Origin of the sequence: Prevotella sp. ne3005 (genome assembly GCF_900110085.1) — a bacterium.
Taxonomy (GTDB): domain Bacteria; phylum Bacteroidota; class Bacteroidia; order Bacteroidales; family Bacteroidaceae; genus Prevotella.
Genome location: NZ_FOCK01000003.1, coordinates 322,016 through 347,180, shown reverse-complemented (window position 1 = coordinate 347,180; position 25,165 = coordinate 322,016). Strand labels below are relative to the sequence as shown.

Here is a 25,165-nt window from a genome sequence, read left to right as displayed (position 1 = left end):
TAGTAAAAAGGTAAATCAGTTAAATAGTAAAGTTATGAAAACTAAAAGTATCAAATATATTCTCGCTGCGGGTCTTGTATGCTGTGGTCTGTCTACGACTATGACCTCCTGTAACAACGTGCTCGACGAGCAGCCTCGCAGTCAGTTCGACCCGACATTCTTCAATACGAAGGCGGGTATCGAGGGCGGTCTGACATCGCTCTATGCTCACCTGCGCTATTTCTATGGCAATGGTTACTACCTGAACTCATTGGAGACAGGTACCGACGAGTATACCTATGCGCAGTCTGCCGACGGTAACTTCAAGGATGCCGACCTCTCAGGCGTCGGTTCTCTAACACCTACGAGTTCTGTTGCTGGTGGTGCCTGGGGCACGCTGTTTGCAAACATTAACACCTGTAGTGGTGTGATTGAGAATGGTGAGACTGCAGGTATTGATCCTGCTTTGCTGGCTGAGGCTTACTTCTTCCGTGGGTTTGACTATTTCATCCTGGTACAGACCTATGGTGGTGTTCCCCTCGACCTGGGTGCTGGTGAACTAAAGTTCAATACTTCTACCATTCGTACCTCTGTACGTAACACCGTTCCCGAGGTTTATGCTGCTATTTTCTCTGACCTGGAAAAGGCTGTTAATGACCTGCCAGAGAATCCCCGTCTCACCGGTACGGCTACGAAGAACCTGGCCCGACTGTATCTCTCAAAGGCTTATCTGACCTACGGCTGGTGGTTGGAGAATCCCAACAACATTCCTACCTATCCTGAGTGCAGCCGTGATGCCGGCCAGGCTCAGAGCTACTTCCAGAAGGCGTTTGACATGGCTAAGTCGGCCATTGACAATCCTGGCCCTTACAAGCTGCAGCCCACATTCTATGATGTGAACGTGGCTACCAACGACCGCAACTCTGAGATCATGCTCTATGCCGACCACGACGAGGACGAGAAGTATGGTAACGGTGGTGCCGGTTATGGTTGGGGTAGTGGTGGCTCTCCTGAGAACTTCGCCTACTGGATGGAGACCTGGAACTATACCGAGATGACTGCCAAGGCTGCTTCTGGTGCTGTGATCAACCCCATTCAGCGTGAGGCTGTCCAGGCCCTGGGCCGTCCCTGGACCCGTATGGCTCCTATCGCCGACAACTTCATGAAAGGTGGCGTCTGGGAAGATGATGTCAAGGCAATCGACTCTCGTTATGATGCAACCTTCACGCTGCGCTATCACACCAACTGGCAGAAGTGTGGCAACGCTGAGCCCTATGTGTTCGGTGCCAACGGCATGCAGGTAGGTCCTAACGAGATTTACTTCAGCTGGGTTCCCGAGAGCGAGGACAGCAAGATCAACTATACTGGTGCCGATGGTAAGCTGGGGTTCGGTGAGATGGCTGGTCGTGCAGACTTTGTAGTGGCTGTCAATCACATCAGCCGTAAGAAGTACCCCATCAACTGGAAGCTCGGTATCTATCGTACTGACAATGCAGGTGGCTTAGGCTCTAAGGTGAACGGTGGTAGCCCCCGTCCTTGGAACGTTGCCAAGTTCTCTGAGTTCTATCTGATTGCTGCTGAGGCAGCAGTGAAACTCGGCAAGAACGACGATGCGAAGACGCTGGTCAATGTGCTTCGTGCCCGTGCCGGTAAGCAGACATTCTCTCAGAACGACAACGTATCCGTCTCTGTTGACAACAGCGCTGCTATGGTTGCTGCCACACCTGCAACGATCACAATCGACTTCATCCTCGACGAGCGTAGCCGTGAGTTCTGGGGTGAGGGATACCGTTGGTTCGACCTGGTTCGCACCCAGAAGTGGGCAGAGCGTGCAAGTACCTATCGCATCGCAGGCTCTGGCTATACCGACAAGGATCTTCAGGAGTTTAAGCGTGATATTCCCACAGGTTACTATATCCGTCCTATCCCACAGGGTCAGCTCGACGGTATGGAGATGACTGAAGAGGAGAAAGCCAATTATCAAAATCCCGCATATCGGAATTAATTAGGTTAGTATTATTCTGTGTTGGGCGCGGATCGTCGTGGTGACGATTCGCGCTTTTTATGAATAAATATGGAAAAAACTCTATTTGTACTAACTCTGAGCTTCGCCTGAAGTTCGGCTGCAACTTGGGAATGAAAAAAATCGTGATTTTATTTTGCATTTCGCTCTATTTGCACTAACTTTGCACCCGAAAATTGTATAATTATGATATTGTTGAGTTTCGATACTGAGGAGTTTGACGTTCCGCGTGAGCACGGTGTTGACTTTTCGTTGGAAGAGGGAATGAAGGTATCTGTTGAAGGTACCAACCGTATTCTCGATGTGTTGAAGCAGAATGGTGTGAAGGCCACATTCTTCTGTACTGGTAATTTCGCAGAGCATGCTCCCGAGGTGATGCAGCGTATCATGGACGAAGGCCATGAGGTGGCATGTCATGGTGTGGACCACTGGCAGCCGAAAGAGACTGACTTCGCCCGTTCCAAGGAAATCGTGGAGCGTGTCTGTGGCCGTCAGGTTTATGGCTATCGCCAACCCCGAATGTTCCCCGTCAGCGATAGTGAGATAGCCCGTGTGGGTTATAAGTACAACTCTTCGCTGAATCCAGCCTTTATTCCTGGCCGCTATATGCACCTGACGGATCCCCGTACTTGGTTTATGAAAGGTGAGGTGATGCAGATTCCTGCTTCCGTCACTCCCCTCATCCGCTTCCCGTTGTTCTGGCTCTCTTTGCATAATCTGTCAGAGGGCCTCTACCATTGGATGGTGCGCCGCACGCTGCGCCACGACGGCTATTTCGTAACCTATTTCCATCCTTGGGAGTTCTATGATCTGAAGGAACATCCGGAGTTCAAGATGCCGTTTATCATCAAGAACCACAGCGGTCGACAGATGATGCAGCGACTTGACAACCTTATTAAGATGCTGAAGCAGCACGACACCTTCGGCACCTTTACAGAATTTGTTGAAAAGGTAAAAAAGTAAATAGTATGATTAGGCTTGCAACCGTATCGCCCTGTTACAATGAGGAAGAGGTGCTCCGCCATTCGGTAGAGCGTATGACAGCTCTCTTCGAGCGCATGATGGCCGAAGGGCTGATTTCCAACGATAGCATGATGGTGTTTGTCAACGACGGTAGCCGTGATCGCACTTGGCAGATGATTGAAGAGTTGCATCGTGAGAATAAGTATGTGCGTGGCATCAATCTCTCGCGCAATGTGGGGCACCAGAATGCCATTTTTGCCGGAATGATGACTGCCCGCAACTGGGCCGATGCTGTGATTACCATCGATGCCGATTTGCAGGATGACATCGAGTGCATTCCTCAGATGGTGCGTCATTTCGAAGAGGGCAACGATATCGTCTACGGTGTGAAGGTGTCGCGCCAGGCCGATCCCTTCATGAAGCGCATGACGGCGATGGCCTTCTATAAACTCCAGAACTCGATGGGTGTGGAAAGCGTCTACAATCATGCCGATTTCCGTCTGATGAGCAAGCGCGCCCTCGACATGCTGGCCGACTATAAGGAGACCAACCTCTACCTGCGTGGTCTTATCCCGCAGATCGGTCTGCGCTCTACAACGGTCGATGATGTCATCAGCGAGCGCTATGCCGGTGCATCGAAATACACTTTGAAGAAGATGCTGCGCCTGGCCTTCAATGGCATCACGGCCTTTAGCGTCAAACCTATGCACGCTATCTTCTTCCTTGGGGTGCTATTCCTGATTGTGGCTTTCTTCATCGGACTATATGTGATACACGCACTGATTACGCGTTCTGCCGTACCGGGATGGTCGTCACTTATCCTGTCTGTCTGGCTGGTGGGTGGTTTCATCATCCTCAGCATTGGCATCGCAGGACTCTATATCGGCAACATCTACAATGAGGTTAAACACCGTCCGCTTTACCACATTCAAGAGATACTCGATTAGTAAAGGGTAATTTTACTCCGAGTAAACCCAGACTTTAACCGGACTAAAGTCATTGTTCCCATCGTGGGAACTCTGCTTTGTCGTATTGCTCGTTGATGAACTATTGGAAACTTATTTTGAGACCTTTGAAAGTAGGATACACTCCGTAATGAAGAAGCTGACTATTTTTGTTCTATTATTGGTAGGCTGGCAGACGGGTAGAAGTCAGCTGGTGATCAACGAACTCATGCAGTCGAACGTGGACTGCGTGATGGACGATCTGAACGAGTTTCCCGATTCGTGGGTGGAACTTTATAACCCAACAATGCAGGGCATAAACCTGGGTGACTATAAGCTGGGGACCAGCGACAATCCTGCTGACGCGTGGCAGTTGCCGAAACAGATGATAGGGGGCGGACAATATGCGCTTATCTATTGTGACAAGGAGGCCCAAGGGGGGCATACTAACTTCCGTCTGGAGTCTGGGAAAGGCTGTAGCGTGTATCTCTTTCAGGGTACCCAGGTAGCAGATAAGGTGACTGACCTGAAAAAACAGCCGTCACCGAATATTGCCTATGGCCGTAAGGCCGACGGGGCCGACGAGTGGGGCTACCAGATGGAGCCCACGCCAAAGGCTAAGAACTGTGGCGAGACGAGCGACAGGCTGCTGGGTGATCCTGTGTTCAGCGAGCAGGGTAGGGTGATGACTGGCAGTGGGTCGCTGACATTGACACTGAGTGTACCAGATGGCTCGCCTGAGGGTACGGAAATCCATCTGACAGCCGATGGCTCTGAGCCAACGGCTGAGAGCACCATCTATACTGGCCCCATATCGATATCGATGACGCACACCATCCGTGCCAGGCTGTTCTGTAAAGGTTGGCTCTCCCCTCGTAGCGTGACGCAGAGTTACATCTTTTTCCCTCGTGCGTTGACATTACCGTTGGTAAGCATCGTGACTGACAAGCGCTATCTGACGAGTATGAGTATTGGCATCTATGCGGATGTCAAATATAAAGACGGAAAGAAGAATTATGAGCACAACTGGCGCAGGCCAATGAACATAGAGTATTTCGAAGCCGAGGAAAAGACGAGTGCCATCAATCAGCTGTGTGAAGCCCGTGTGGCAGGCGGTGCCACGCGAGGCGCTGCCCTGAAGACGCTTGCCGTCTATGCCAACAAGCGATTCGGACAGAAGCATCTGGAGTATGAGTTCTTCCCTGACCAGAAGCCAGGGCTCTCAGAGTTTAAGTCGATTATGCTCCGAAACTCGGGCAACGACTTCGACTATCTCTATATGCGTGATCCCATCGTACAGCGCACGATGGCCAGTCACCGTGACCTGGACTGGCAGGCCTGGAAGCCCGTTGTTATCTATATCAACGGAGAGTACAAAGGTATCCTCAACATCCGTGAACGCAGCAATGAGGACAATATCTGGTCGAACTACCAGAAGCTGGAGGATATCGACATGGTGGAGAACTGGAAGGAACTGAAGGCTGGCGACTGGGATAATTACAACCAGCTGATGGCATTCAGCAAGAGCGAAGGTCACACGATGGCTGAATACGATCAGCTGATAGACTGTTCGGAGTATGCCGACCTTATGCTGATGAATCTCTACTTCAACAACTTTGATACTCCGGGTAACAACTGGATGATGTGGCGCCCGAGGGTAGAGGGCGGGCGCTGGCGCTTCGTTGCCAAGGACTGCGACTACACCATGGGACTCTATGGCGACAACGTCAACTACAAAATTATCGACTGGCTCTATAATGCCAATTACGACAACAACCACAACTGGGGAGCCAACAGCAGCGAGAGCACACGGCTGTTCCGCAGGCTGATGGACGATAAGGATTTCCATAAAATGTTTATTGACCGTGCCTGTATCTACATGGGCGACTTCCTGAATTATCGTGGAATCAGCGAGGTGTGGGATCCGATGTATAAGATGATAAGAAGTGAGTTCAGTTACCATAGGAAGCTCTATACATACAACCAGTGGTGGCCCCGCAACTACAACGAGGAACTGAACGACGCACGCAACTGGGTAACGCAGCGTACAAACATATTTTATAAGCAGCTGCGCGACTACTATAAGTTAGGCACAGCCGCGAAGATGACGGTGAATACATCGTTAGCTCACCCGGAGGAACTGACGACCACCTTTAACGGCATACGGCTCTCACACGGTTATTTCGACGGACAGTTCTTTGCCGACCGTGAGGTGACGCTAGAGGCCAAAGCGCCAGAAGGGAAGACAATATCGGGCTGGAAGGTGGAGACCATATCGAGCAGTGGGCTGGAAACCCGTACGGTGGAAGGACCCCGCTACTCGTTCTTCATGCCACAATGCAGTTCGATGGCCATCAATGCCATTCTGAGTGATGCCTCGCCCATCGATACCGTTGAGGAAGTTCAGTGGACCTGGCATAAGGATGGTGATAGGCTCTGGCTTACTGGTGTTCCTGCTGGGACAAGAGTCGAGCTCTATGACCTGCGCGGTATGCTGATATCCAGGGCTGTTTCTGATGGCTTAGATATCGTGTTTAGACTCTATTCCAATCAGTTGCATGTGCTGAAGGTGGGTGGAAAAGCCATAAAACTCTGATAATATTTGGTTTTTTTCTTCTTTCTTTGTACCTTTGCCACCAAATTTTAAATTATAGATACAATGATTCAATCAATGACGGGCTACGGCAAGGCTGTCGTGGCCTACAAGGACAAGAAAATCCATGCGGAGGTGAAGTCGCTCAATTCCAAGCAGCTTGACCTGAATACACGTATTGCTCCTCTTTACCGTGAGAAAGAGATGGAGATGCGCCAAATGGTGGCTGAGGCTCTGATCCGAGGCAAGGTGGACATGAGTGTGTGGATAGAGAAAGACACAGCTGTGGACCCAACGCCCATTAACACAGCGTTGGTAGAGAATTACTACAATCAGATCAAGGCCATCGCCGACAAGACAGGCATCCCCTTGCCTGAGGACTGGTTCTATACGCTGCTCCGTATGCCCGACGTGCTGACGAAGACAGATGTGGAGGAGTTGGGGGACGAGGAGTGGCAGGCTGTGAAACAGGCAGTCAGTGATGCCCTGAAGAACCTTGTGGATTTCCGAATCCAGGAGGGTGCTGCCCTCGAAAAGAAGTTCTCTGAGAAAGTAGACAATATCCAGCATCTGTTAGCTGAGATAGAACCTCTCGAGAAAGGGCGCGTGGAGAAAATCAAGGCCCGCATCATCGACGGACTTCAACAGATTCCTGGCGTAGATTACGACAAGGGCCGCATGGAGCAGGAACTGATCTACTACATCGAGAAACTCGATATCAGTGAGGAGAAGCAGCGCCTGACCAACCACCTGAAATATTTCCGCGACACGATGCGTGAGCCTGCCGGACAGGGTAAGAAGTTAGGATTCATCGCTCAGGAGATGGGTCGTGAGATTAACACCACAGGCTCGAAGTCGAATCAGGCGGAGATGCAGAACATCGTGGTGAAGATGAAGGATGAACTTGAGCAGATTAAAGAGCAAGTGCTGAACGCTTTGTAAATTGAAGATTGATGAGTAGAGGAAAGTTAATCATTATATCGGCACCGTCGGGGACGGGAAAGAGTACTATCATCTCGTGGCTGATGAAAGAGCACAAGGAACTGAATCTGGCCTACTCCATCAGCTGCACCTCGCGCCCGCCAAGAGGCGCCGAGCAGAATGGGGTGGACTATTTCTTCCTGACTCCGGAGGAGTTCCGTCACAGAATAGAAAACAATGAGTTCCTGGAGTATGAAGAAGTCTATACCGACCGCTTCTACGGTACTTTGAAGTCGCAAGTCGACAACCAGTTGGAAGCAGGGCAGAACGTGGTGTTCGATGTCGACGTGAAGGGCGGTGTGAACATCAAGAAGTTCTATGGTGACCAAGCCCTGAGTCTCTTTATCCAGCCACCTTCGATTGCTGAGCTGCGCCGGCGTCTGGAAGGTCGTGCCACCGACTCGCCTGATGTCATCGACCAGCGTATTGCCCGAGCAGAGTTTGAGCTGACCTTTGCGAAGAAGTTCGACAAGATCGTCATCAACGATATTCTGGAGTATGCCGAAGCTGATGCACTGGCTGCCATCCAAGAATTCCTGGAAATGAAAAGTGAATAGTGGGCAGTGAAGCGGACGGGTATCTTCGGCGGGTCGTTTAATCCGATACACAACGGGCACATAACGCTGGCCAGACAACTCAAGGAACGAGCCGGCCTCGACGAGGTGTGGCTGATGGTGTCGCCACAGAACCCCATGAAGCAATCTCAAGACCTGCTCAACGATGAGGCCAGAATGGAGATGGCTCGTGAGGCCGTGAAGGATGTTCCCGGCATTATCGCCAGCGACTATGAGATGCACCTGCCCCGTCCCTCTTATACTTGGAACACACTTGAAGCCCTAAAGCGGGATTTCCCCGATAGGGAATTTGTGCTGATGATCGGCGGAGACAACTGGGATTTGTTCAATAAATGGTACCGTGCCGATGATATCAGAAAGAACTATGAGATTGTGGTTTATACCCGTACGCCCGTTGATGAGGGATTTATCGATATCTCCAGTACAGATATCCGTCAGCGCATCCGTGAGGGCAGGGGAATCAGACGACTTGTACCAAAGGCGGTGGCGGAACTAATCATGAAGAACGGATATTATGCTTAAGCATCTGAACATATTCAAGTGGATTGGTTGGCTGTGGGCTCCGATTGAGAAAAACGGTGCCTTCTTCGTCTTTATGTATGTGTTAGGGTGGATTTGCTCTGTAGTAGAGCTGCCGCTCAACGTGGCAAAGCCTGAACCTTATGAGCTGTGGCCAGTAGAGCTGTTCTTCGACCTATATATCGTCTGCATCCTGCTGATGGTCTTCCCCCGGAAGCTTCGCATTGGCGTGAAGGCATTGCTTTACATCCTCCTTTATGGCATAGCTGTCATCGACATGTTCTGCTACGTGCGCTTCGAGTCGACGCTGACCCCTACAATGCTGATGCTCGTGGGCGAAACCAACAGCCGTGAGGCAGGTGAGTTCTTTACGTCGTATCTCAGTATGGACTCCGTCTATTCGCCCGTGGGCTATATCCTTGTACTGATGATGGCCCATATCCTTTGGACCATCCTCCGCCGCCTGTTCAGGCCGAGGAAGAATGACAAAGGCAGACACAGGATACTCCTGCCGATGCTGAACCCAGCCGTGGGGAAGGTTGTTGGAGCCACCATAAAATGTCTTTTAGGTATTGCTGTCGCCTGGTTTGCTTATGAGAGTTGGCTCGAGTGTCAGGTCAATAAGGAAGCCATCCACACGTTGATGACGCGGCAGACTATCGGAGAGGTGGAGCATCAACTGACTCAGAAACCGAAGGCAGAACTCTACCTGCCCGTCTATCGCCTTGTTTTCTCGGTTTATGCCAACAGCCTGGCCTCGCAACAGTTGGAGACGCTCGTCGTGGTGAAGGATGAGGTGACGGTCGACAGTTGTAGTTATAGGGTGCCCAACATCGTGCTTATCATCGGCGAAAGCTACAATAAATACCATTCACAGCTCTACGGCTACGACATGCCAACCACGCCCCGCCAACTGGCATTGCAGCAAGAGGGCTCACTTGTGGCCTTCAGTGATGTGGTGGCTCCGTGGAACCTGACCAGCTATGTATTTAAGAACGTCCTGTCACTACATGCTGTGGGCGACAAGGGCGAGTGGTGTGACTATCCGCTCTTCCCGGAAGTGTTCCGTAAAGCTGGTTATCATGTGTCGTTTATCACCAATCAGTTCCTGCCCGAGGCCAACGAGGCAGTATACGACTTCAGCGGTGGCTTCTTCCTGAACAATCCAGAATTAAGCAAGGCGCAGTTCGACACCCGCAACGAGAAACTCTACCAGTACGATGAAGGCGTGCTCGAAGAATACGACCGTCTGAAGCAGGAGAATACAGAGCATAACCTGGTGATTCTCCACCTGATGGGCTCTCATACGATGTATAAGGAGCGCTATCCACAGCAGGCCCGTAAGCACCTGCTGGCTCCGATGTACAAGCGTCCCGACCTGAAATATAAGCAGAAACTCATTGTGGCCGACTACGATAATTCGCTGCTCTATAACGATTCGATTGTGGCGGCCGTGACCGAACGGTTCAAAGACAAGGATGCCATCGTGATCTATATGCCCGACCATGCAGAGGAAATCTACAATGGTAGCCCCTATATGTACGGCCGGATGCACTCGGCGAAGGTTGACTATAGATTGGCGCGCGAAGAGTTTGAGATTCCGTTCTGGATATGGGGCTCGCCGCTGTATCGTGAGAACCACCCCTATGGCTGGCAGGCCATCCAGGCGGCTAAAGACCGTCCGCTGATGACCGATCGTCTGGCCCATCTGTTGCTTTATCTGGGCGGCATCTATACAAAGCACTACCGCGAAGACCTGAACGTCATCAGTCCGCAGTATGACGAGAAACGGCCTCGTATCCTGAAAGGCGTCACCGACTATAATGAACTGATAAAATAATGGAGAGGAAGGTAATACTGACACGCACGGAGTGTACGGCGATGAAGGGCATAGCCATCTTGGGCATCATGCTCCACAACTACTGCCACTGGCTGAAAGGCATAGCCCGGGAAAACGAATACACATGGCTACAGTGGAAGACCGACCGTCTTTGGGAAGTGCTTCAACAGCCCGACGAGTTGTTGCCCATGCATCTCGTCAGCTATTTCGGCCATTACGGTGTGCCTGTGTTTCTCTTCCTCAGTGGCTTCGGGCTGGTGATGAAGTATGAACGTAGTGGTCAGCCTGAGGCTAGCTTGTGGCGCTTCACCCGCTATAACTATCTGAAACTTTTCCGCATCTTCATCGTGGGCTTTGTGTTCTTCACAATGCTCGACGCCTTTACGCCTGGCATCCATCGCTATCTGGCGAGTGAGGTGATAGCAATGTTGGGCATGTATGCCAACTTCCTGGAACATCCCTCGGAGGTGGTATGGCCAGGACCCTATTGGTACTTCAGTGTGACTATGCAGCTTTATATTCTCTACCGTCTGTTGTTCTACCGCTGGCGTTACTGGGGCATTGTTGTTGTGCTAATGGTGGGCTGCTGGCTTTGGCAGATGTTTTATCTTGACGATTCGGAAACGCTTGAGCGTTTGCGCTATAACCTCGTCGGAGGCATGCTCCCCTTCGGCATGGGCATCCTTGCTGGCCGTTGGAGTGAAAGATTAGAAGTGTTTTGTGAAAGGGATGGGCAACAGTGGATCATCAGCTTTGTCCTGCTGCTCTCCATGTTTCTCATTTTCCTCTTCTCGTTTCTCTCTTCCCAGACCTGGCTGTGGGTGCCGGCACTGATTATTGTGGGTACTATTGCCCTGGTAAAGCTCATCCCCGGTCAGGTGATGCCTTATGTCATGTGGCTGGGCACCTTCTCTGCGGCCATCTTTGTGACGCATCCCATCGTGCGTAAGATTTTTGTACGGCCCTATATCCATGAGGATATGTATGCAGGGTTGTTGCTCTATGTGGTGGCCACGCTTCTCCTATCGTGGCTGATGAAGATAATCATCGACCAGATTCCCAATCCTAAGTTATGAGGATAGTCTATGCAATGGACTTCGACGGTACGCTGACTACCCACGATACGCTGTTGGCCTTTATCCGTTATGCCAAAGGGACGACCGCCTTCTGGATGGGATTCCTCTTGCATGCCCCTTGGCTGGTGCTGATGAAACTGGGTCTTTATCCTAATTGGAAGACGAAGCAGCGGGTATTTTCTTTTTTCTTCGGAGATATGACTATCGAGGCATTCGATACGCTCTGTCAGGCATTTGCAAAGGACAACCGCCATCTGTTGCGGCCTTTAGCCATAGAAACCATCAAGAAGGCGCGTTCGGAGGGGGTGGAGGTGCTTATTGTAAGTGCTTCTATCGACAACTGGGTACAGCCTTTTTTCCCTGACGTGAAAGTAATCGGTACGCAGGTGGAAGTGAGAGACGGACGACTGACGGGCCGTTTCCTCACGAAGAACTGCTATGGGCAGGAGAAGGTTAACCGTATTCTTGACTATCTTCCTAATCGCAAGACTTATAGACTCATCGCCTATGGAGACAGCCGAGGTGATCAAGAGCTACTGGCCTTTGCTGATGAGGCCCATTATAAACCATTCCGCCTATGAATCCATTTAAACTCTTCAAGATCAAGTCCGAGGAACGGCTTCAGGCATCAGTGGTGCTTGCCGTTATCTTCGTGTTTAATGCCCTATTTGTCTGGCGTATGCACGAACTCTTCATGCAGGAGGGCTTTGGACCTTACTGGAAGGTTTTCGAACGCGAACTCCATTTGTCGGGCTACGACCCATTAACCTATTTAGGTGTGACCGATTGGGATGTGGTCTATAATGTCTACCGTCATCCGCTACTGGCCTTTATGATCTGGCCTTTATGGCTTCTGAACCAAGGACTGACGGCAATCCTTGGCGTCAACTGTGTACAGTATCTGGTTGCCTTACCCGTGATGGCAGCCTCATTTTACTCATACATCTTCTTATATCGTATCCATCGCGAAGTACTCAGCCTAGGCCGTTATGATGCCACATTACTCTCGGCATTCTATTTCTCGCTGGCCTATATCATGCTGTCCGTCATCGTGCCCGACCACTTCACCATCTCCATGTTCCTGCTGTTGCTGACGCTCTACATCTCAGGGAAGTGCATCCAAAAGGGAAGGGAGTTCCGTTGGTGGCAGTCGGCATTACTCTTCTTTATTACGGCAGGTGTCACCCTTAGCAATGGGGTAAAGATATTCCTTTCTGGACTGTTTGTCAATCTGAAGGATTTCTTCCGTCCGAAGTATCTGTTGTTCGCTGTGGTTCTGCCTGCAGCACTCATCTGGGGAGTGGCCACATTGGAGTATAAAACTTATGTGTTGCCTAAGGAAAAAGTCAAGCAGGAGGCTAAGGCAGAGAAACAACGACAGGAGGAAATGCGCATCGCTGAGATGACGCCCAAGGAACGGCAGCGTTACGAACAGCGCGAACAAAAACATCAGGCAAGACTACTGGAGCAGGCCGCTAAGTCGGGGACACCTATGAAAGAGCATGGTTTCTGGAAATGGACTGACATCACTACCTCACGCATCCATACCATATATGAGAATCTCTTCGGTGAGGCCATACAGTTCCACCGTCAACATTTCTTGGAGGACACACTTGTGTTCCGTCCCGTATTTGTAAAATACGACTGGCTGTGGAGCTACATTGTCGAGGGCTTTATCTTACTTTTGACGGCGATAGGCATCTGGTGCGGGCGTCGCTCCCGTTTCCTCTGGCTCGCCCTGTCCTACTTCGGTTTCGACATGGGTATTCATTTAGTACTGGGCTTTGGCATCAATGAAATATTTATCATGGCTCCCCACTGGCTCTTTGTCATTCCGTTGTCAATTGCTTATGCCATACAAGAAGCCAAAGGCACGCACCATAAGATCCTCCAGCTGTCGGTTCTTGCCCTAACGGCCTATCTCTGGGTCTACAACGGCTGGCTCCTACTGGACTTCCTCCGTTCCCCCATCAACGCTGTTTTGTAATTTCCATTTGTCGTTCCCACCCCTGCTATTTTTTAGGAAAAAAGAAAAAAGTTCGGAAATGCTTGCGGTTATTCGAATTTTATCGTATCTTTGTAGCCCTGTATTATACTATTTTGAAACAATGAAAAAGAAACTAATGTGGATGCTGGCCGCCATCCTTTGCTGCGGCACAATGACTGTTCAGGCTCAGGAAGAGCAGGAGTTTGAGGTAACAGAAGGTGACTTTAATGTTGTAAAGCAAAAAGGAAAGACGGGTTCCGTTACATTCGATTACGACCATGCGAGGATGGGCAACCTCAGAACGAAGACCATTGACAAGGAAACCGTTGTAGAATATCTTCAGAAAAACGACGAGAAATCATTCCGCAAATGGGATGACTTCAAACAGGAGGGTAAAGAGATGTTCATCAAGCGCTGGAACGAAGAGAAGAGTAAGTGTATCAAACTGACTGAGAAGGATGATGCCGACTATCAGATTATCATCAAGGCCGACTTCTTTGATGCTGGTAACTCGGGGTCTGCCGCCTGGAGTTGGAGTAAACGCGACGGGGGTATTGTCATCTCTGGTACGCTGGAGGTCCTTGATGCCAGCGGTAAGAGTGTCTGCAAGATGAAGATCAACCGCTATCGTGGAGCTTCTACGCGAAATGTCGATCTAAAGGTTCCCACTTTCCACCGTCGTTTTGTCCTCTTCCACAAGAGTTTTGCAAAGGACTTGCTAGAGACTATTCTTAATTGAAGAAAAATATTCTTATTACAATCATCCCCAGCCATTTGGCTGGGGATGATTGCTTTATTCAGCCTCGAGTAGCAGGACACGGCTGCTCCAGTCGTTCTTCTTTGCATATTCAGGCTCGTTGCGGTAGGGTATCTCTAGACCGTGGTTCATCAGGTATGCACCAGAGAACGACTTGCCTTCGATATCCATGGGTCTTAGGTCAATGCGGTTCAGTTCGTGTACCTTATAATATTTATTAGCATCGAGGCCGGCCATCTTGACTCGGGGTAGATGCTCGTTTTGGAACGATTCGGTCTTCCACCAGAAGAAGACGCTCTTGGTCTTCTGCTTGTTAACGTACATCAGCGAGGCAAGGCCCACCTTGTCATATGGGGAAACGAGGCGGAAGAGGTCGCCGAACTGCACAATGGGGCGAATTCCCTTGTACTCTTTGATGGCATTGCGGCAAAGCGCTTTCTCGTCGTCGGTCATGTTCTTGGGCTGAATTTCCATGCCGAGGCGCCCACTCATAGCCACGTCGATACGATACTTCATGGCGGTGGTGCGGAAGACGGTGTGGTTAGGTGTGGCCGAGATGTGAGAAGCCATGGCGATGGCAGGGAAGAAGTAGCTGGTACCCCACTGCATGTAGATGCGTTGGAGAGCATCGGTATTATCACTGACCCAGAACTCATCGAAGTAGGGCAGCACGCCCCAGTTAGCACGTCCGCCACCAGAGGCACAGGCCTGAATGGTCAAATCAGGATACTTGGCACGAATACGTTTACAAGTGTTCTCCAAACCGCGATGATACTCGATATAGAGGTGACTTTGGTCGTTCATCGTGAGATATTGTGAACCATGGTTCAGGATAGGCATATTCGCATCCCACTTGATATAGTCGATTTCAGGATATTTGGTCATCAGGTTGTCGACAATCGAGAAGACGAAGTCCTGTACCTTGGGGTTCGACATGTCGAGCACCACCTGCGTGCCACCACGACCCAATACGGGTTCGCGTTTCGGCGCCTTGATGATCCAGTCGGGGTGGGCCTCGTAGAGTTCACTGACAGTATTTGCCATCTCGGGTTCAATCCAGATACCAAACTTGATACCGTGTTTCTTGGCATCACGCAGCAGGCCTTCAATGCCATCGGGAAGTTTGTTTTTATCTACCACCCAGTCTCCAAGTGAAGAATTATCCACCTTACGCGGGTACTTGTCGCCAAACCAACCATCGTCCATGACAAAGAGTTCACCGCCCATCGAGGCGATATCACCCATCATTTGGTCCATGCCCTGTTGGTTGATGTCGAAGTAGACACCTTCCCAGGAGTTAAGCAGAATTTTGCGCTCTTTGTTACCGTGGGCGAGCATGTACTTACGGCCCCATTGGTGGAAGTTGCGGGAGACGCCCGATAGTCCAGCCTGTGAGTAGCTGAGAGCAACTTTCGGCGTAGTGAAGGTCTCGCCTTTCTTCAGGTGATACTCGGAGTTGTCGGGGTTGATGCTGGCAAAGAAGTAGTGATACTCGGTGTCGTCGGTATCAATCTTTAGTTGGAAGTTGCCCGAATAGCAGAGGGCTGCGCCAATCACATCGCCAGTGTTTTCCTGACCTTTGCCATTGAGAGAAAACATCACCTCAGCGTGGTCGGTATGAGAGTTACGCGTTCCGTCTTTATTCTTTATCACCTTCTCGCCAGGCAGGATGGGCTCTTCTACGAGGCGGGCTTCATTGGCCCAGGAACCATAGAAATGAGAGAGCCATACGTTGCCACGACGGATAGGCAGAGAACAGGAAGCAAACTGTGTTAGGGTGACGGGTTTGGCTTCACCGTTATGGATTTCTGTCCAGGTCTCAATCATATCCTCTTCCTGATAGACTTTGTAGAAGAGCGTGACGGATATGGGGTATTGGGGATCTTTCAGTGTGATGCGGGTAATGTCCCCCTGACGGTCGAGGTCTGTCACGTAGAGTTCTGTCGACATGTTGCCATCGGCGTGTTTCATGGCAAAAGCGGCCTCTGCGGGGCAGTTCATGCCATAGGCAGGGTAGGCGTCCATGCGTCCGTTGCGAGGTGTCTGTAAGTGTTGCTGGTCGTAGTCGCTCAGCTTAGCACCATAATAAACATATTTGGGTTGTTTGCCCTTTTCCACATTCAGTACCATGGTGGTGTTGCTAGTGTGGAGTGTTACAGTCTCAGCCATCGCCCACTGGGCGATGACGACTAGTAGTGTGAAGATGATAAATTTCCTCATAAGAATCTGATTTCGTTATTGATGAATGATTTCTGTGTGCAAAAATACAAAAAAACTTTCTACTTTCACTTTTTAACTCTCAACTTTTTTGTACCTTTGCAGGCAAAATATCGGAAATGGATAAATAAATACTATATGAACCTGTTTGATGTTGTTCTGTTAGCAGTTGCCTTGGCCATGGATTGCTTTGCGGTGTCCATCGTCAGTGGCGTGATGGCATCTTCTGCCAAGGAGCGCCCCCTATGGACAATGAGGGAGGTTCGCATGGCCTTGCTCTTTGGATTCTTTCAGGCTTTGATGCCGTTGTTAGGTTGGTTGGGTATCAGCTTCTTCCAGCAGTGGATAGAGCAGTACGATCACTGGATAGCCTTCTTCTTCCTATTATGCATAGGTGGTAATATGATCCGTGAGGCCTTTAGTCCTGAGGAGGAACAGTTCTTTAATCCCGATAGGCTTCGTACCCAACTGATGCTGGCTGTGGCCACAAGTATTGATGCGCTGGCCATCGGCATATCGTTTGTCTGTGCAGGCTATGAAAGGGCCTCGCAATTGACGGCTCCCTTAGTAATTATCGGGGCGGTGTCAGCCTTCTTCAGTTTGTTTGGTACCTGGCTTGGCAGTCGTTTCGGTCTGACCATCTCCCGTAGGCTGAAGCCTGGCCTCTTCGGGGGTGTCATCCTGATCCTGATAGGCGTCAAGATTCTTGTCTCGCATTTATTAACATGATGATAGTTATATGAGTAATTCTTTATCGGTGATTTACGATTACGTCAATAAGCATGCTTATCCGATTCTGTTGGCGTTGTTTGTAATATGGGTGTTAGTAGGCGTATTCCCCCTTCAGTGTTACGAGACTGATGGTCAGGTGATTACCTTTGGATGTGATGTCACTTATCGTGAGGGTTGGTCACTGCCCCCGCTTTATACCTATGAGTATCGTCAGCAGCCGCTGATTACGATTCTGATTACGGCGCTGAAACATGTGCTGCCCTTCTTTACATGTGAACAGATTTATTATGTCTTCACGGTTCTATGTAGCTTTGCCTTCCTGATAGGCTGTGTGGAGTTCGGACAACGGATTGTCAAGACGAGTCGTACAAAGCTCTTGATAGCTGCGATGCTATTGCCGGAGATGTATGCCATAGCGATGTATTCCAATTCCGCCATCCCGGCTGCTGCCCTAATGATTTGGGCATTGATACTCACGATGAAGCAGAAGCACTGGCAGTCGGTCCTGTTGTTGTGTCTGGCCACGTGGTTTCGCGTCGACATTGTTACGGTCTATCCCGTCATCCTGCCTTTGCTCTACTTCAACGGAAGGTCGTTTAAGCAGAGCTTCTGGCTGGCGGCAGCCTATGCACTGGCCATCATTGTGATATCGCTGTCGGGCTTCTGGCTGATGAATGCCCAGGTGCTGGGGACGGTGGGCCTCTATGAGAAGTGGAACAACATTGTTACACCGATGCAGCGTTTCTTTGCCATCTTTGGTTATTATTCGCTGACATACTTTATCCTATTGCCGTTGGGTATCTTTGCCATCACTAGAAGCAAGCGGTGGAAGGAGTTGTTCGTAGTGCTGCTGCCCATCGTGGTGTTACACATCGTGATGGCTGAGTTTGGTAATGCGTCGAAGCACTTTCTCTATGATGCACCGTTTGCCATTATTGCCGGTGTGCGTGCCCTGCAATGGTTGGAAGATGTGCTTAGCAGGAGATGCTTCCTGAAGTGGGCCTGTATCATTCTTGCCATCCTGCTGATGACCGTCTCTGTTCGTCAGCAGCGCAGAGATGTGACATGGCTTCAGGCCAATCCGCTGAACAGTATTGGTATAGCATTGCCTTTGACCTCTATTGAAATCGGAGGACGTGAAGTCTCATTGGCTCTTGGCGCCGGACCGCAAATCTTTACCGGCGATGAAATGATGCTGGCAACGGGGCATTTCTTCTATTCATGGTATATCCATTCCATCAAGGCCGTGCTGAAGGACTGGCGCATCCAGCAGAAGGCCGTACTAGACACTATTCCGACATCTAATATCCTGACATTCGAGTATGGTGCATCAGCTCCTTCTGCCATGGAGTATATGACGGAGCACTACCGTTTCTGCTATGAAAAAGAGAAGCCTTGGAGATATGAGTTTACGGTGTATAACCCAGAACGGAAGTTGCATTATTGGCGCGTTTACCTGACAGAGGTTGAACAGTACAACGAGAAGTTCGTATCTTATATCGATACGCTCTCCAGCGTGATTCCAAAGAATGAAGAGGGGTACGTCCTTACTGCTCCGGAGCATTTTGGCTTCGCCCGATTCCTTGATGAAATAGCCAAAACGGGTAAAGTTGAGAAAAAAGCAGATAATTTGTACAAAATAATTAGGAAATAAAAAAATATTGTTTATCTTTGCAGCATAAAGATGAACACTGAGGCGATAATACTCCGGGATCTCGGCATCGGCTACACGACGAAACATGGTGTCATCACTGTGGCCGAGGACATCAACGGGACCATCTGCAGCAGAGAACTGACTTGTCTGCTGGGAGCCAATGGTGTGGGTAAGTCGACACTACTCCGTACATTGTCTGCCTTCCAACCCAAGATACAAGGGGAGATAATGATAGGGGGCCGCGACTTGTCAGACTGGACAGACAAGGAACTGAGTCGGTTGATAGGTGTCGTGCTGACAGAGAAACCTGATGTAAGGAACATGACGGTGCGCGAGCTCGTCAGCCTCGGGCGCTCTCCATATACAGGCTTCTGGGGAACCTATTCCAAGGAAGACCTGCAGATAGTGGATGAGGCCATCAGTCTGGTGGGCATTGACCTGCTGAGTCGGAGAATGGTTCACACCCTGAGCGATGGTGAACGGCAGAAGGTGATGATTGCCAAGGCATTGGCACAACAGACACCTGTGATCTATCTTGATGAACCGACTGCCTTCCTCGACTATCCGAGTAAGGTGGAAGTGCTGCAACTGCTCAGACGTATCAGCCGCGAGGCTGGCAAAACCATCTTTCTCTCTACCCATGACGTGGAGTTGGCCCTTCAGTTGGCGGATGTCGTCTGGCTGATGACCCGGGGGGAGCGGATGGCCATTGGCTCGCCTAAGACCCTTGCCAAGCAGGGCGACCTAGGGCGCTTTATCGAGAGGGAGGGCATCTCCTTTGATCCTGAAACGCTGACAATCAGAGTGAAGCGGAACGATTAAAAACAATCAAGATACCTATGATATACGGTCACGGCGATGATGCTTTTCGCTACGGCGACAAGATTAAGATGAATTTCAGCTCAAATGTCTATAGCAGGGCTGATTATTCTGAACTCAAAGAGCACCTGATGGCGCACTTTGATATTGTTGGGCATTATCCGGAACCTGATGCCCATTCTTTGGAAAGTATGCTGGCAGAACAATTGGGCGTACCAGAGAATACTGTCATGGTGACCAACGGAGCCACTGAGGCTATCTATTTGATAGCTCAACTCTACAAGGGATGGGCCTCGATCATTCCACAGCCAACATTCACAGAGTATGAGGATGCGTGCCGGGAGTTCGGACACCTGATCTCCTATGATTCTGCGGACGAATTGGAAGTACTGCCCGATGACCGTATCTATTGGCTCTGCAATCCTAATAACCCGACGGGTAATGTCTTGCTGAAGAGTCTGATCAATCATATCATCAGGCAGCATCCCCGTTATCTGTATGTCGTCGACCAGTCGTATGCCGACTATACCTTGAGTCCGATGCTGGAGCCAAGGGAAATGCAGGACTGCTTTAATGTGATGTTGGTTCATTCCCTGTCGAAGAAATATTGCATTCCCGGCCTTCGTTTGGGCTATATATTCGCTTCGCCCATTATCATCGATCGTATGAAGCATATCCGTCAGCCCTGGACCATCAATGCGATGGCGATAGAGGCCGGTAAGTTTTTGGTGAAGAATGATCCGAAGATGATTCCAGACCTCAATGGCTATCTGGCTGAGGCCCAACGGCTCTACGAGAACATCTCAGCTATCGAGGGGCTGATGGTAATGAAGTCGGACACCAATTTCATGTTGGTGAATATCGATAAAGGGAATACACCAGAACTGAAGAAATGGCTGATTAACAATTATGGCATCCTTATCCGAGATGCCTCCAATTTCAGGGGACTTGACGACCACTGCTTCCGTATCACGGCGCAGACCCCAGAGGAGAATGATGTACTTGTGGAGGCTTTGACGACCTATTGTGCCTCGAATTGACCATCATAATTGATAATCATCGAAGGGAGCGGCACTCACACAGCGGAGGTTCTTCTCCAGCTGGGCTGTTGAGCTGGCTCCTATGAGGACGCTGGTGACACCCCTTTGGTGGAGAATCCAGGCGAGGGCCATCTCTGCGAGTGTCTCATGGCGACTCTCTGCTGCCTTGTTGTAACGTTGCAGCTTCTCCAACAATTCTGGCGTGAGCATCTCTTCACGGAGGAACTTGCCCTTCGACATGCGGCTGTCCTTGGGGATGCCATTGAGGTAGCGGTCTGTGAGCAGACCCTGTGCCAAGGGAGAGAAGGCGATGAAACCTACGCCGTTGTCTGCACAGAAGTCAAGAATGCCAGCTTCCTGTGGCTTGCGGTCGAGCATGTTCAGGCGGCCCTGATAGATGAGCAGGGGCACATCGTGGGCCTTCAGGTAGTCGTAACCGAACTTCAGGGGCTCGAGCGGCCAGTTGGAGATACCTACATAGAGCGCCTTGCCCTGACGCACGATGTCCACCAGCGCCTGCAGTGTCTCCTCCAGCGGTGTCTCTGGGTCGTAGCGGTGACTATAGAAGAGGTCCACGTAGTCGATCTTCATGCGCTTCAGACTTTGGTCGAGCGAAGCCATCAGATATTTCCTGGAACCCCAGTTGCCGTAAGGGCCAGGCCACATGTCGTAACCTGCCTTCGAGGATATGAACAGCTCGTCACGGTAGGGTCGGAAGTCCTCGTCCATCAGTCTGCCCATCGTTTCCTCAGCAGAGCCGTAGACTGGGCCGTAGTTGTTGGCCAGATCAAAGTGGGTGATGCCGTGGTCGAAGGCGTAGTGGGTAATCTCACGGCTGCGCTCATAGGGGTCGACGCTTCCGAAGTTATGCCAGAAGCCGAGGCTTACCTTAGGCAGCAACACACCAGAGCGCCCGCAGCGCTCAAACTCCATCCCGTTGTCGTAGCGGCTCTTGTCCGCAAAGTACAGTTCCTTCATGTCTTCGTTTGTTTTAGTAATGTGTCGGCAAAGGTAGTGATAATTTGGGAGAAAACTCCGTTTTTCCTGACTTTTTTTACAGGAGACGGTAATGCAGAATCTTTTGTTTGTCAATAATAAGTGCCAGAATTTAACACTTTCTTTTTGCTCCTTCTAGAGAAACGGGAAGGCTGTTTGGGGCTGAAAACAGGTCAGGTTACGGCAAAGTATATGTTTACCGTAAGCAAACCATGACTTTAGTCGGACTAAAGTATAGGTTTAGTCCGGGCAAACCCTATCTATTTCCGTAGCAAACTCGGGGCATTTTGCGATGAAATCGGGGCTTTTTCGGGGTTTTCAGGGGTGTTTGGAGTAAAGAATCATGACAAGAAAAACATAACTTCCACGCTATCAGCCACTTAGCAAAACGGCTCATATTTCGCGTCATTGTGGCCTCGGGTTGGTTTGGGCTCTAAAACGCGATTCTCACGAGGCGCTTTGTTAAGAAAAATAACATCATAAAGACTCTTAAATCTTTCAACCTTCTCCTTAAATCATCTAAAAGATTTGGCGGTTACGATAAATCTTTGTACCTTTGCAACACAAACAGAAACGCAATGTCCAACGAACAGAACATAAGTACAGACGGGCTGAAGCGCTCGGAGGCGATGGAGGAGAAGATGCGATCCTTCACCGATGCAGGACTGTATGAGCAGGACCGCTACATCGACTTCGAGCCCGAGCACCACATCTATACCTATAAAGGCCTGCAGCAGCTGCTCCCCGTGAGTTCGCTGATAGCCCATTTCTTTGAGCACTTCGACGCCCAGGCAGCTGCCCGCCGCCAGTGGGAACGCTACGGGGTGCCCATCGAGGAGTCGCTTAAGAAGTGGGAGCGTATAGGCAAGAAAGCCTCCGAGGTGGGCACGTTCATGCATGAGCAGACGGAGCGCTACTTCAAGGACGGTGCCTTCCTGACCGAATTCCCCTTCGAGTTTCATGGCGAAGTGGAGCACGTGAGCATCGAGATGGAGCGTAGCCACTTCCTCAAGTTCGTGGGCGACTACCATATCCGCCCCTATCGTCAGGAGTGGCCCGTCTACGATACGGAGCTGAACATCGCAGGCACCATCGATATGGTGTGCAGGAATGAAGACGGCACCTTCACCATCTACGACTGGAAGCGTAGCGGCAAGGTGGTCAACAGCCTGGGCCAGCCCATTGTCGAAGCCTTCGGAGGCAAGACGGGCTTCAACGGCATCACGCTTCCCGATACGCCTTTCTACCACTACTGCATCCAGCAGAACCTCTATCGCTACATGCTTGAAGAGCATTACGGCGTCAGGGTCAGGACGATGAACCTGGTGGTGCTCTGTGCCGACTACCCCACGTATTTCGTGGCAGAGGTGCCCAAGATGGATGAGGTCATCGCCCAGATCGTCGATGCCTGCCATCGTGAGGACCTGGGACATCAACTGATAAACAACGAAACATGATGACTGGTAAGCTGATGATAACCCTGACAATGACCAGCCTGCTGGCTACAACGGTGAGCGGGCAGGAGGTTCGTAATGACACTATTACGGACAGGGTGCATCAGCTTCGCGAGGTGACCATTACGGAAAGCCGGCGTCAGCACGAAGTGACGAGCACGGCCCCCCTTCGTATTCTGGACCAGAAGCAGATGCTGACATTAGGTGTGACAGACATAGCAGATGCCTTGCATCGCATCCCAGGCGTCACCCTGCGCGACTACGGTGGGGCAGGGGGCCTGAAGACGATTGCCGTGCGTGGCTTCGGTGCCAAGCATATCGGTGTGGGTTATGACGGGGTGATGCTCAGCGACTGTCAGAGTGGTGAGATCGACCTCTCACGCTATAGTCTCGACAATGTGGAACAACTCTCGCTGGTCATTGGCGACAACGATGACATCTTCATCCCTGCTCGCAATGCCTCTGCCTCTGCAGTGCTGAACATCCATACCATCGGCATGCCCGATGCCAACACCAAGCCACATCTGACAGCGCAAATGAAGGTCGGCTCATTCGGATATGCCAGCCCCTTCCTGCGCTATGAGCAGAACCTCACAGACAGATTTGCCATCTCTGTGGTTGGTGAATATACTTATGCAGAGAACGATTACCCTTACGAGATAAAGAATGTGAAGCAGACGGTAAAGGACAATCGTACGAACAGCCGGATGAATACTGGGCACGGTGAACTGAACTTTGTGTGGAGTGTCGATACTTTCAATCGGGTCAGCGGAAAAGTGTACTACTATGACAATGACCGCCAGTTGCCTGGGCAAGTGCATTATTACACGAACCTTAATAAAGAGACGCTCCATGATCAGAACTTCTTCGCCCAGTTGCTGTATCAGACACGTAACCGTTCTGGCTGGTCGTTGAAGTGGCATGGGAAATTCAACTGGTATGCCTCAGTCTATAAGGATCCCCTCTATCCTGATGCTGTCAACGATGCAAGCTACTGGCAGCGCGAGGCTTACACCTCGGTGGCTGTGCTCTATGCACCATCTGAGAAGTGGGCCTTCGACTATTCTCTTGATTACAGCTTTAACAATCTGAATAGTTCGGCCTCCAGAACAATAAACAGCCATCCTTACCGTCACAGTATATTACAATCCGGTACGGCGAAATATCATAATGGCAGGTTGACTGCTCTGATGCGACTGCTTTATTCTCTCTATCTGAACAACGCAAAGATGGGCGACCCTGCCCGGGATATGCAAAGGCTTTCACCCTCGGTGTCGCTATCATATAAGTTATGTGAAGACAAGGATGTGTATCTCCGAGCCTCCTACAAGAACATCTTCCGGGCGCCTACCTTTAACGAGAGCTATTACTATCATTATGGTAGTACGAACCTTCTGCCTGAGAGCACCGACCAGTATAACCTCGGCATTACCTACAGTCACCAGGCTTCCCCATTCAGTCTTCAATGTACTGTCGACGGCTATTATAATCATGTGAAGGACATGATTGTGGCTGTACCTTATAATATGTTTGTATGGACTTGTGTCAACGTGGGGAAGGTTAAGGTTCTGGGTGCCGACCTGACAGCCAATGCCGCTTATCATGTTGGCGAAGGTCATCGCCTTGAAGTTTCGGGCAGTTACAACTATCAGCAGGCAGAGAATCGCACCAGCGAAGAGTCGCCCTATTATGGTAACCAGATTGCTTATATTCCCCGCCATTCCGGGAGCATCGCCCTAGGTTGGGAGAACCCCTGGGTGAATGTCTCATTGCATGGTTCTGGCGTCAGCAGCCGATGGGCAAACAACCAGCACTATGAGAGTACGGAGATTGACGGTTATTGGGATATGGGCTTGACGTTCTGGCATAACTTCTGCTGGAGTAAGCAACAGCTGGAAACGCGTGTAGATGTGAAGAATCTCTTCAATAAGCAATACGAGATTGTACGTTTCTATCCTATGCCTGGCCGCAGTTGGCAGGTCTCATTGAAATATCAACTTTAAATTACATAAATGA

The 25,165-nt window shown here is 50.4% G+C and carries 19 protein-coding genes and 1 pseudogene; 18 read left to right on the top strand and 2 right to left on the bottom strand.

The features are described from left to right. Nucleotides 1-34 precede the first annotated feature (34 nt). The 12 genes from BMY16_RS06220 to BMY16_RS06165 all read left to right on the top strand — a co-directional run bounded on the left by BMY16_RS06220 (nucleotide 35) and on the right by BMY16_RS06165 (nucleotide 14,219). Nucleotides 35-1,984: a RagB/SusD family nutrient uptake outer membrane protein gene (locus BMY16_RS06220; protein WP_091840946.1), complete on the top strand. Its 1,950-nt coding sequence runs from the start codon at nucleotides 35-37 to the stop codon at nucleotides 1,982-1,984. 204 nt (nucleotides 1,985-2,188) lie between these two features. After that, the gene (locus BMY16_RS06215; protein ID WP_091840945.1) at nucleotides 2,189-2,965 is read left to right on the top strand and encodes a polysaccharide deacetylase family protein; all 777 of its coding nucleotides are present in this window, start codon (nucleotides 2,189-2,191) and stop codon (nucleotides 2,963-2,965) included. 5 nt (nucleotides 2,966-2,970) lie between these two features. Next, complete coding sequence (locus BMY16_RS06210; protein ID WP_091840943.1) at nucleotides 2,971-3,912, top strand: glycosyltransferase family 2 protein; 942 nt, start codon at nucleotides 2,971-2,973, stop codon at nucleotides 3,910-3,912. Nucleotides 3,913-4,060: 148 nt separating this feature from the next. Continuing rightward, entirely contained in the window at nucleotides 4,061-6,505 is a 2,445-nt protein-coding gene (locus tag BMY16_RS06205) for a CotH kinase family protein (RefSeq protein ID WP_091840941.1), read from the top strand. Between the two features lie 63 nt (nucleotides 6,506-6,568). Further along, nucleotides 6,569-7,444, top strand: a complete 876-nt coding sequence (locus BMY16_RS06200) for a YicC/YloC family endoribonuclease (RefSeq protein ID WP_091840940.1) — start codon at nucleotides 6,569-6,571, stop codon at nucleotides 7,442-7,444. Between the two features lie 11 nt (nucleotides 7,445-7,455). Beyond that, nucleotides 7,456-8,040 (top strand): guanylate kinase, encoded by a 585-nt coding sequence (gene gmk, locus BMY16_RS06195; RefSeq protein WP_091840938.1) that lies wholly within the window; start codon nucleotides 7,456-7,458, stop codon nucleotides 8,038-8,040. 6 nt (nucleotides 8,041-8,046) lie between these two features. Then, nucleotides 8,047-8,580: a nicotinate (nicotinamide) nucleotide adenylyltransferase gene (gene nadD, locus BMY16_RS06190; protein ID WP_091840937.1), complete on the top strand. Its 534-nt coding sequence runs from the start codon at nucleotides 8,047-8,049 to the stop codon at nucleotides 8,578-8,580. After that, the gene (locus BMY16_RS06185) at nucleotides 8,573-10,417 is read left to right on the top strand and encodes a phosphoethanolamine transferase (RefSeq protein WP_091840935.1); all 1,845 of its coding nucleotides are present in this window, start codon (nucleotides 8,573-8,575) and stop codon (nucleotides 10,415-10,417) included. The genes nadD and BMY16_RS06185 overlap by 8 nt, the downstream gene beginning before the upstream one ends. Beyond that, complete coding sequence (locus BMY16_RS06180; RefSeq protein ID WP_091840933.1) at nucleotides 10,417-11,493, top strand: acyltransferase family protein; 1,077 nt, start codon at nucleotides 10,417-10,419, stop codon at nucleotides 11,491-11,493. Before BMY16_RS06185 ends, BMY16_RS06180 begins: the two co-directional genes overlap by 1 nt. Next, nucleotides 11,490-12,074, top strand: coding sequence for an HAD-IB family phosphatase (locus BMY16_RS06175; RefSeq protein WP_091840931.1), 585 nt, complete (start codon nucleotides 11,490-11,492; stop codon nucleotides 12,072-12,074). The genes BMY16_RS06180 and BMY16_RS06175 overlap by 4 nt, the downstream gene beginning before the upstream one ends. Further along, nucleotides 12,071-13,480 carry a DUF6080 domain-containing protein gene (locus BMY16_RS06170; protein WP_091840929.1) on the top strand — a complete coding sequence of 470 codons (1,410 nt, stop codon included), beginning with the start codon at nucleotides 12,071-12,073 and terminating at the stop codon, nucleotides 13,478-13,480. The genes BMY16_RS06175 and BMY16_RS06170 overlap by 4 nt, the downstream gene beginning before the upstream one ends. 121 nt (nucleotides 13,481-13,601) lie before the next feature. Then, nucleotides 13,602-14,219, top strand: a complete 618-nt coding sequence (locus BMY16_RS06165) for a hypothetical protein (protein ID WP_139207147.1) — start codon at nucleotides 13,602-13,604, stop codon at nucleotides 14,217-14,219. Nucleotides 14,220-14,273: 54 nt separating this feature from the next. Here BMY16_RS06165 and BMY16_RS06160 read toward each other — a convergent pair whose 3' ends face one another. Beyond that, nucleotides 14,274-16,406: an alpha-galactosidase gene (locus tag BMY16_RS06160; protein ID WP_411267772.1), complete on the bottom strand. Its 2,133-nt coding sequence runs from the start codon at nucleotides 16,404-16,406 to the stop codon at nucleotides 14,274-14,276. 186 nt (nucleotides 16,407-16,592) lie between these two features. Here BMY16_RS06160 and BMY16_RS06155 point away from each other — a divergent pair, with 186 nt between their 5' ends. From BMY16_RS06155 to BMY16_RS06140, 4 genes and pseudogenes are all read left to right on the top strand, one after another. Further along, the gene (locus BMY16_RS06155; RefSeq protein WP_091840923.1) at nucleotides 16,593-17,183 is read left to right on the top strand and encodes a manganese efflux pump MntP; all 591 of its coding nucleotides are present in this window, start codon (nucleotides 16,593-16,595) and stop codon (nucleotides 17,181-17,183) included. 10 nt (nucleotides 17,184-17,193) lie between these two features. Further along, the gene (locus tag BMY16_RS06150) at nucleotides 17,194-18,840 is read left to right on the top strand and encodes a hypothetical protein (protein WP_139207146.1); all 1,647 of its coding nucleotides are present in this window, start codon (nucleotides 17,194-17,196) and stop codon (nucleotides 18,838-18,840) included. A 30-nt stretch (nucleotides 18,841-18,870) separates the two neighbouring features. Continuing rightward, nucleotides 18,871-19,647: pseudogene (locus BMY16_RS06145) on the top strand (ABC transporter ATP-binding protein); the annotation flags it as partial. A 32-nt stretch (nucleotides 19,648-19,679) separates the two neighbouring features. Further along, nucleotides 19,680-20,699: a pyridoxal phosphate-dependent aminotransferase gene (locus BMY16_RS06140; RefSeq protein ID WP_091840917.1), complete on the top strand. Its 1,020-nt coding sequence runs from the start codon at nucleotides 19,680-19,682 to the stop codon at nucleotides 20,697-20,699. Between the two features lie 3 nt (nucleotides 20,700-20,702). Here BMY16_RS06140 and BMY16_RS06135 read toward each other — a convergent pair whose 3' ends face one another. Further along, the gene (locus BMY16_RS06135) at nucleotides 20,703-21,677 is read right to left on the bottom strand and encodes an aldo/keto reductase (RefSeq protein WP_091840916.1); all 975 of its coding nucleotides are present in this window, start codon (nucleotides 21,675-21,677) and stop codon (nucleotides 20,703-20,705) included. Nucleotides 21,678-22,273: 596 nt separating this feature from the next. Between BMY16_RS06135 and BMY16_RS06130 the strand changes: the two genes are divergently transcribed. Then, entirely contained in the window at nucleotides 22,274-23,152 is an 879-nt protein-coding gene (locus BMY16_RS06130; protein ID WP_091840914.1) for a PD-(D/E)XK nuclease family protein, read from the top strand. Next, complete coding sequence (locus BMY16_RS06125) at nucleotides 23,149-25,152, top strand: TonB-dependent receptor (protein ID WP_244512937.1); 2,004 nt, start codon at nucleotides 23,149-23,151, stop codon at nucleotides 25,150-25,152. Before BMY16_RS06130 ends, BMY16_RS06125 begins: the two co-directional genes overlap by 4 nt. Nucleotides 25,153-25,165 lie beyond the last annotated feature (13 nt).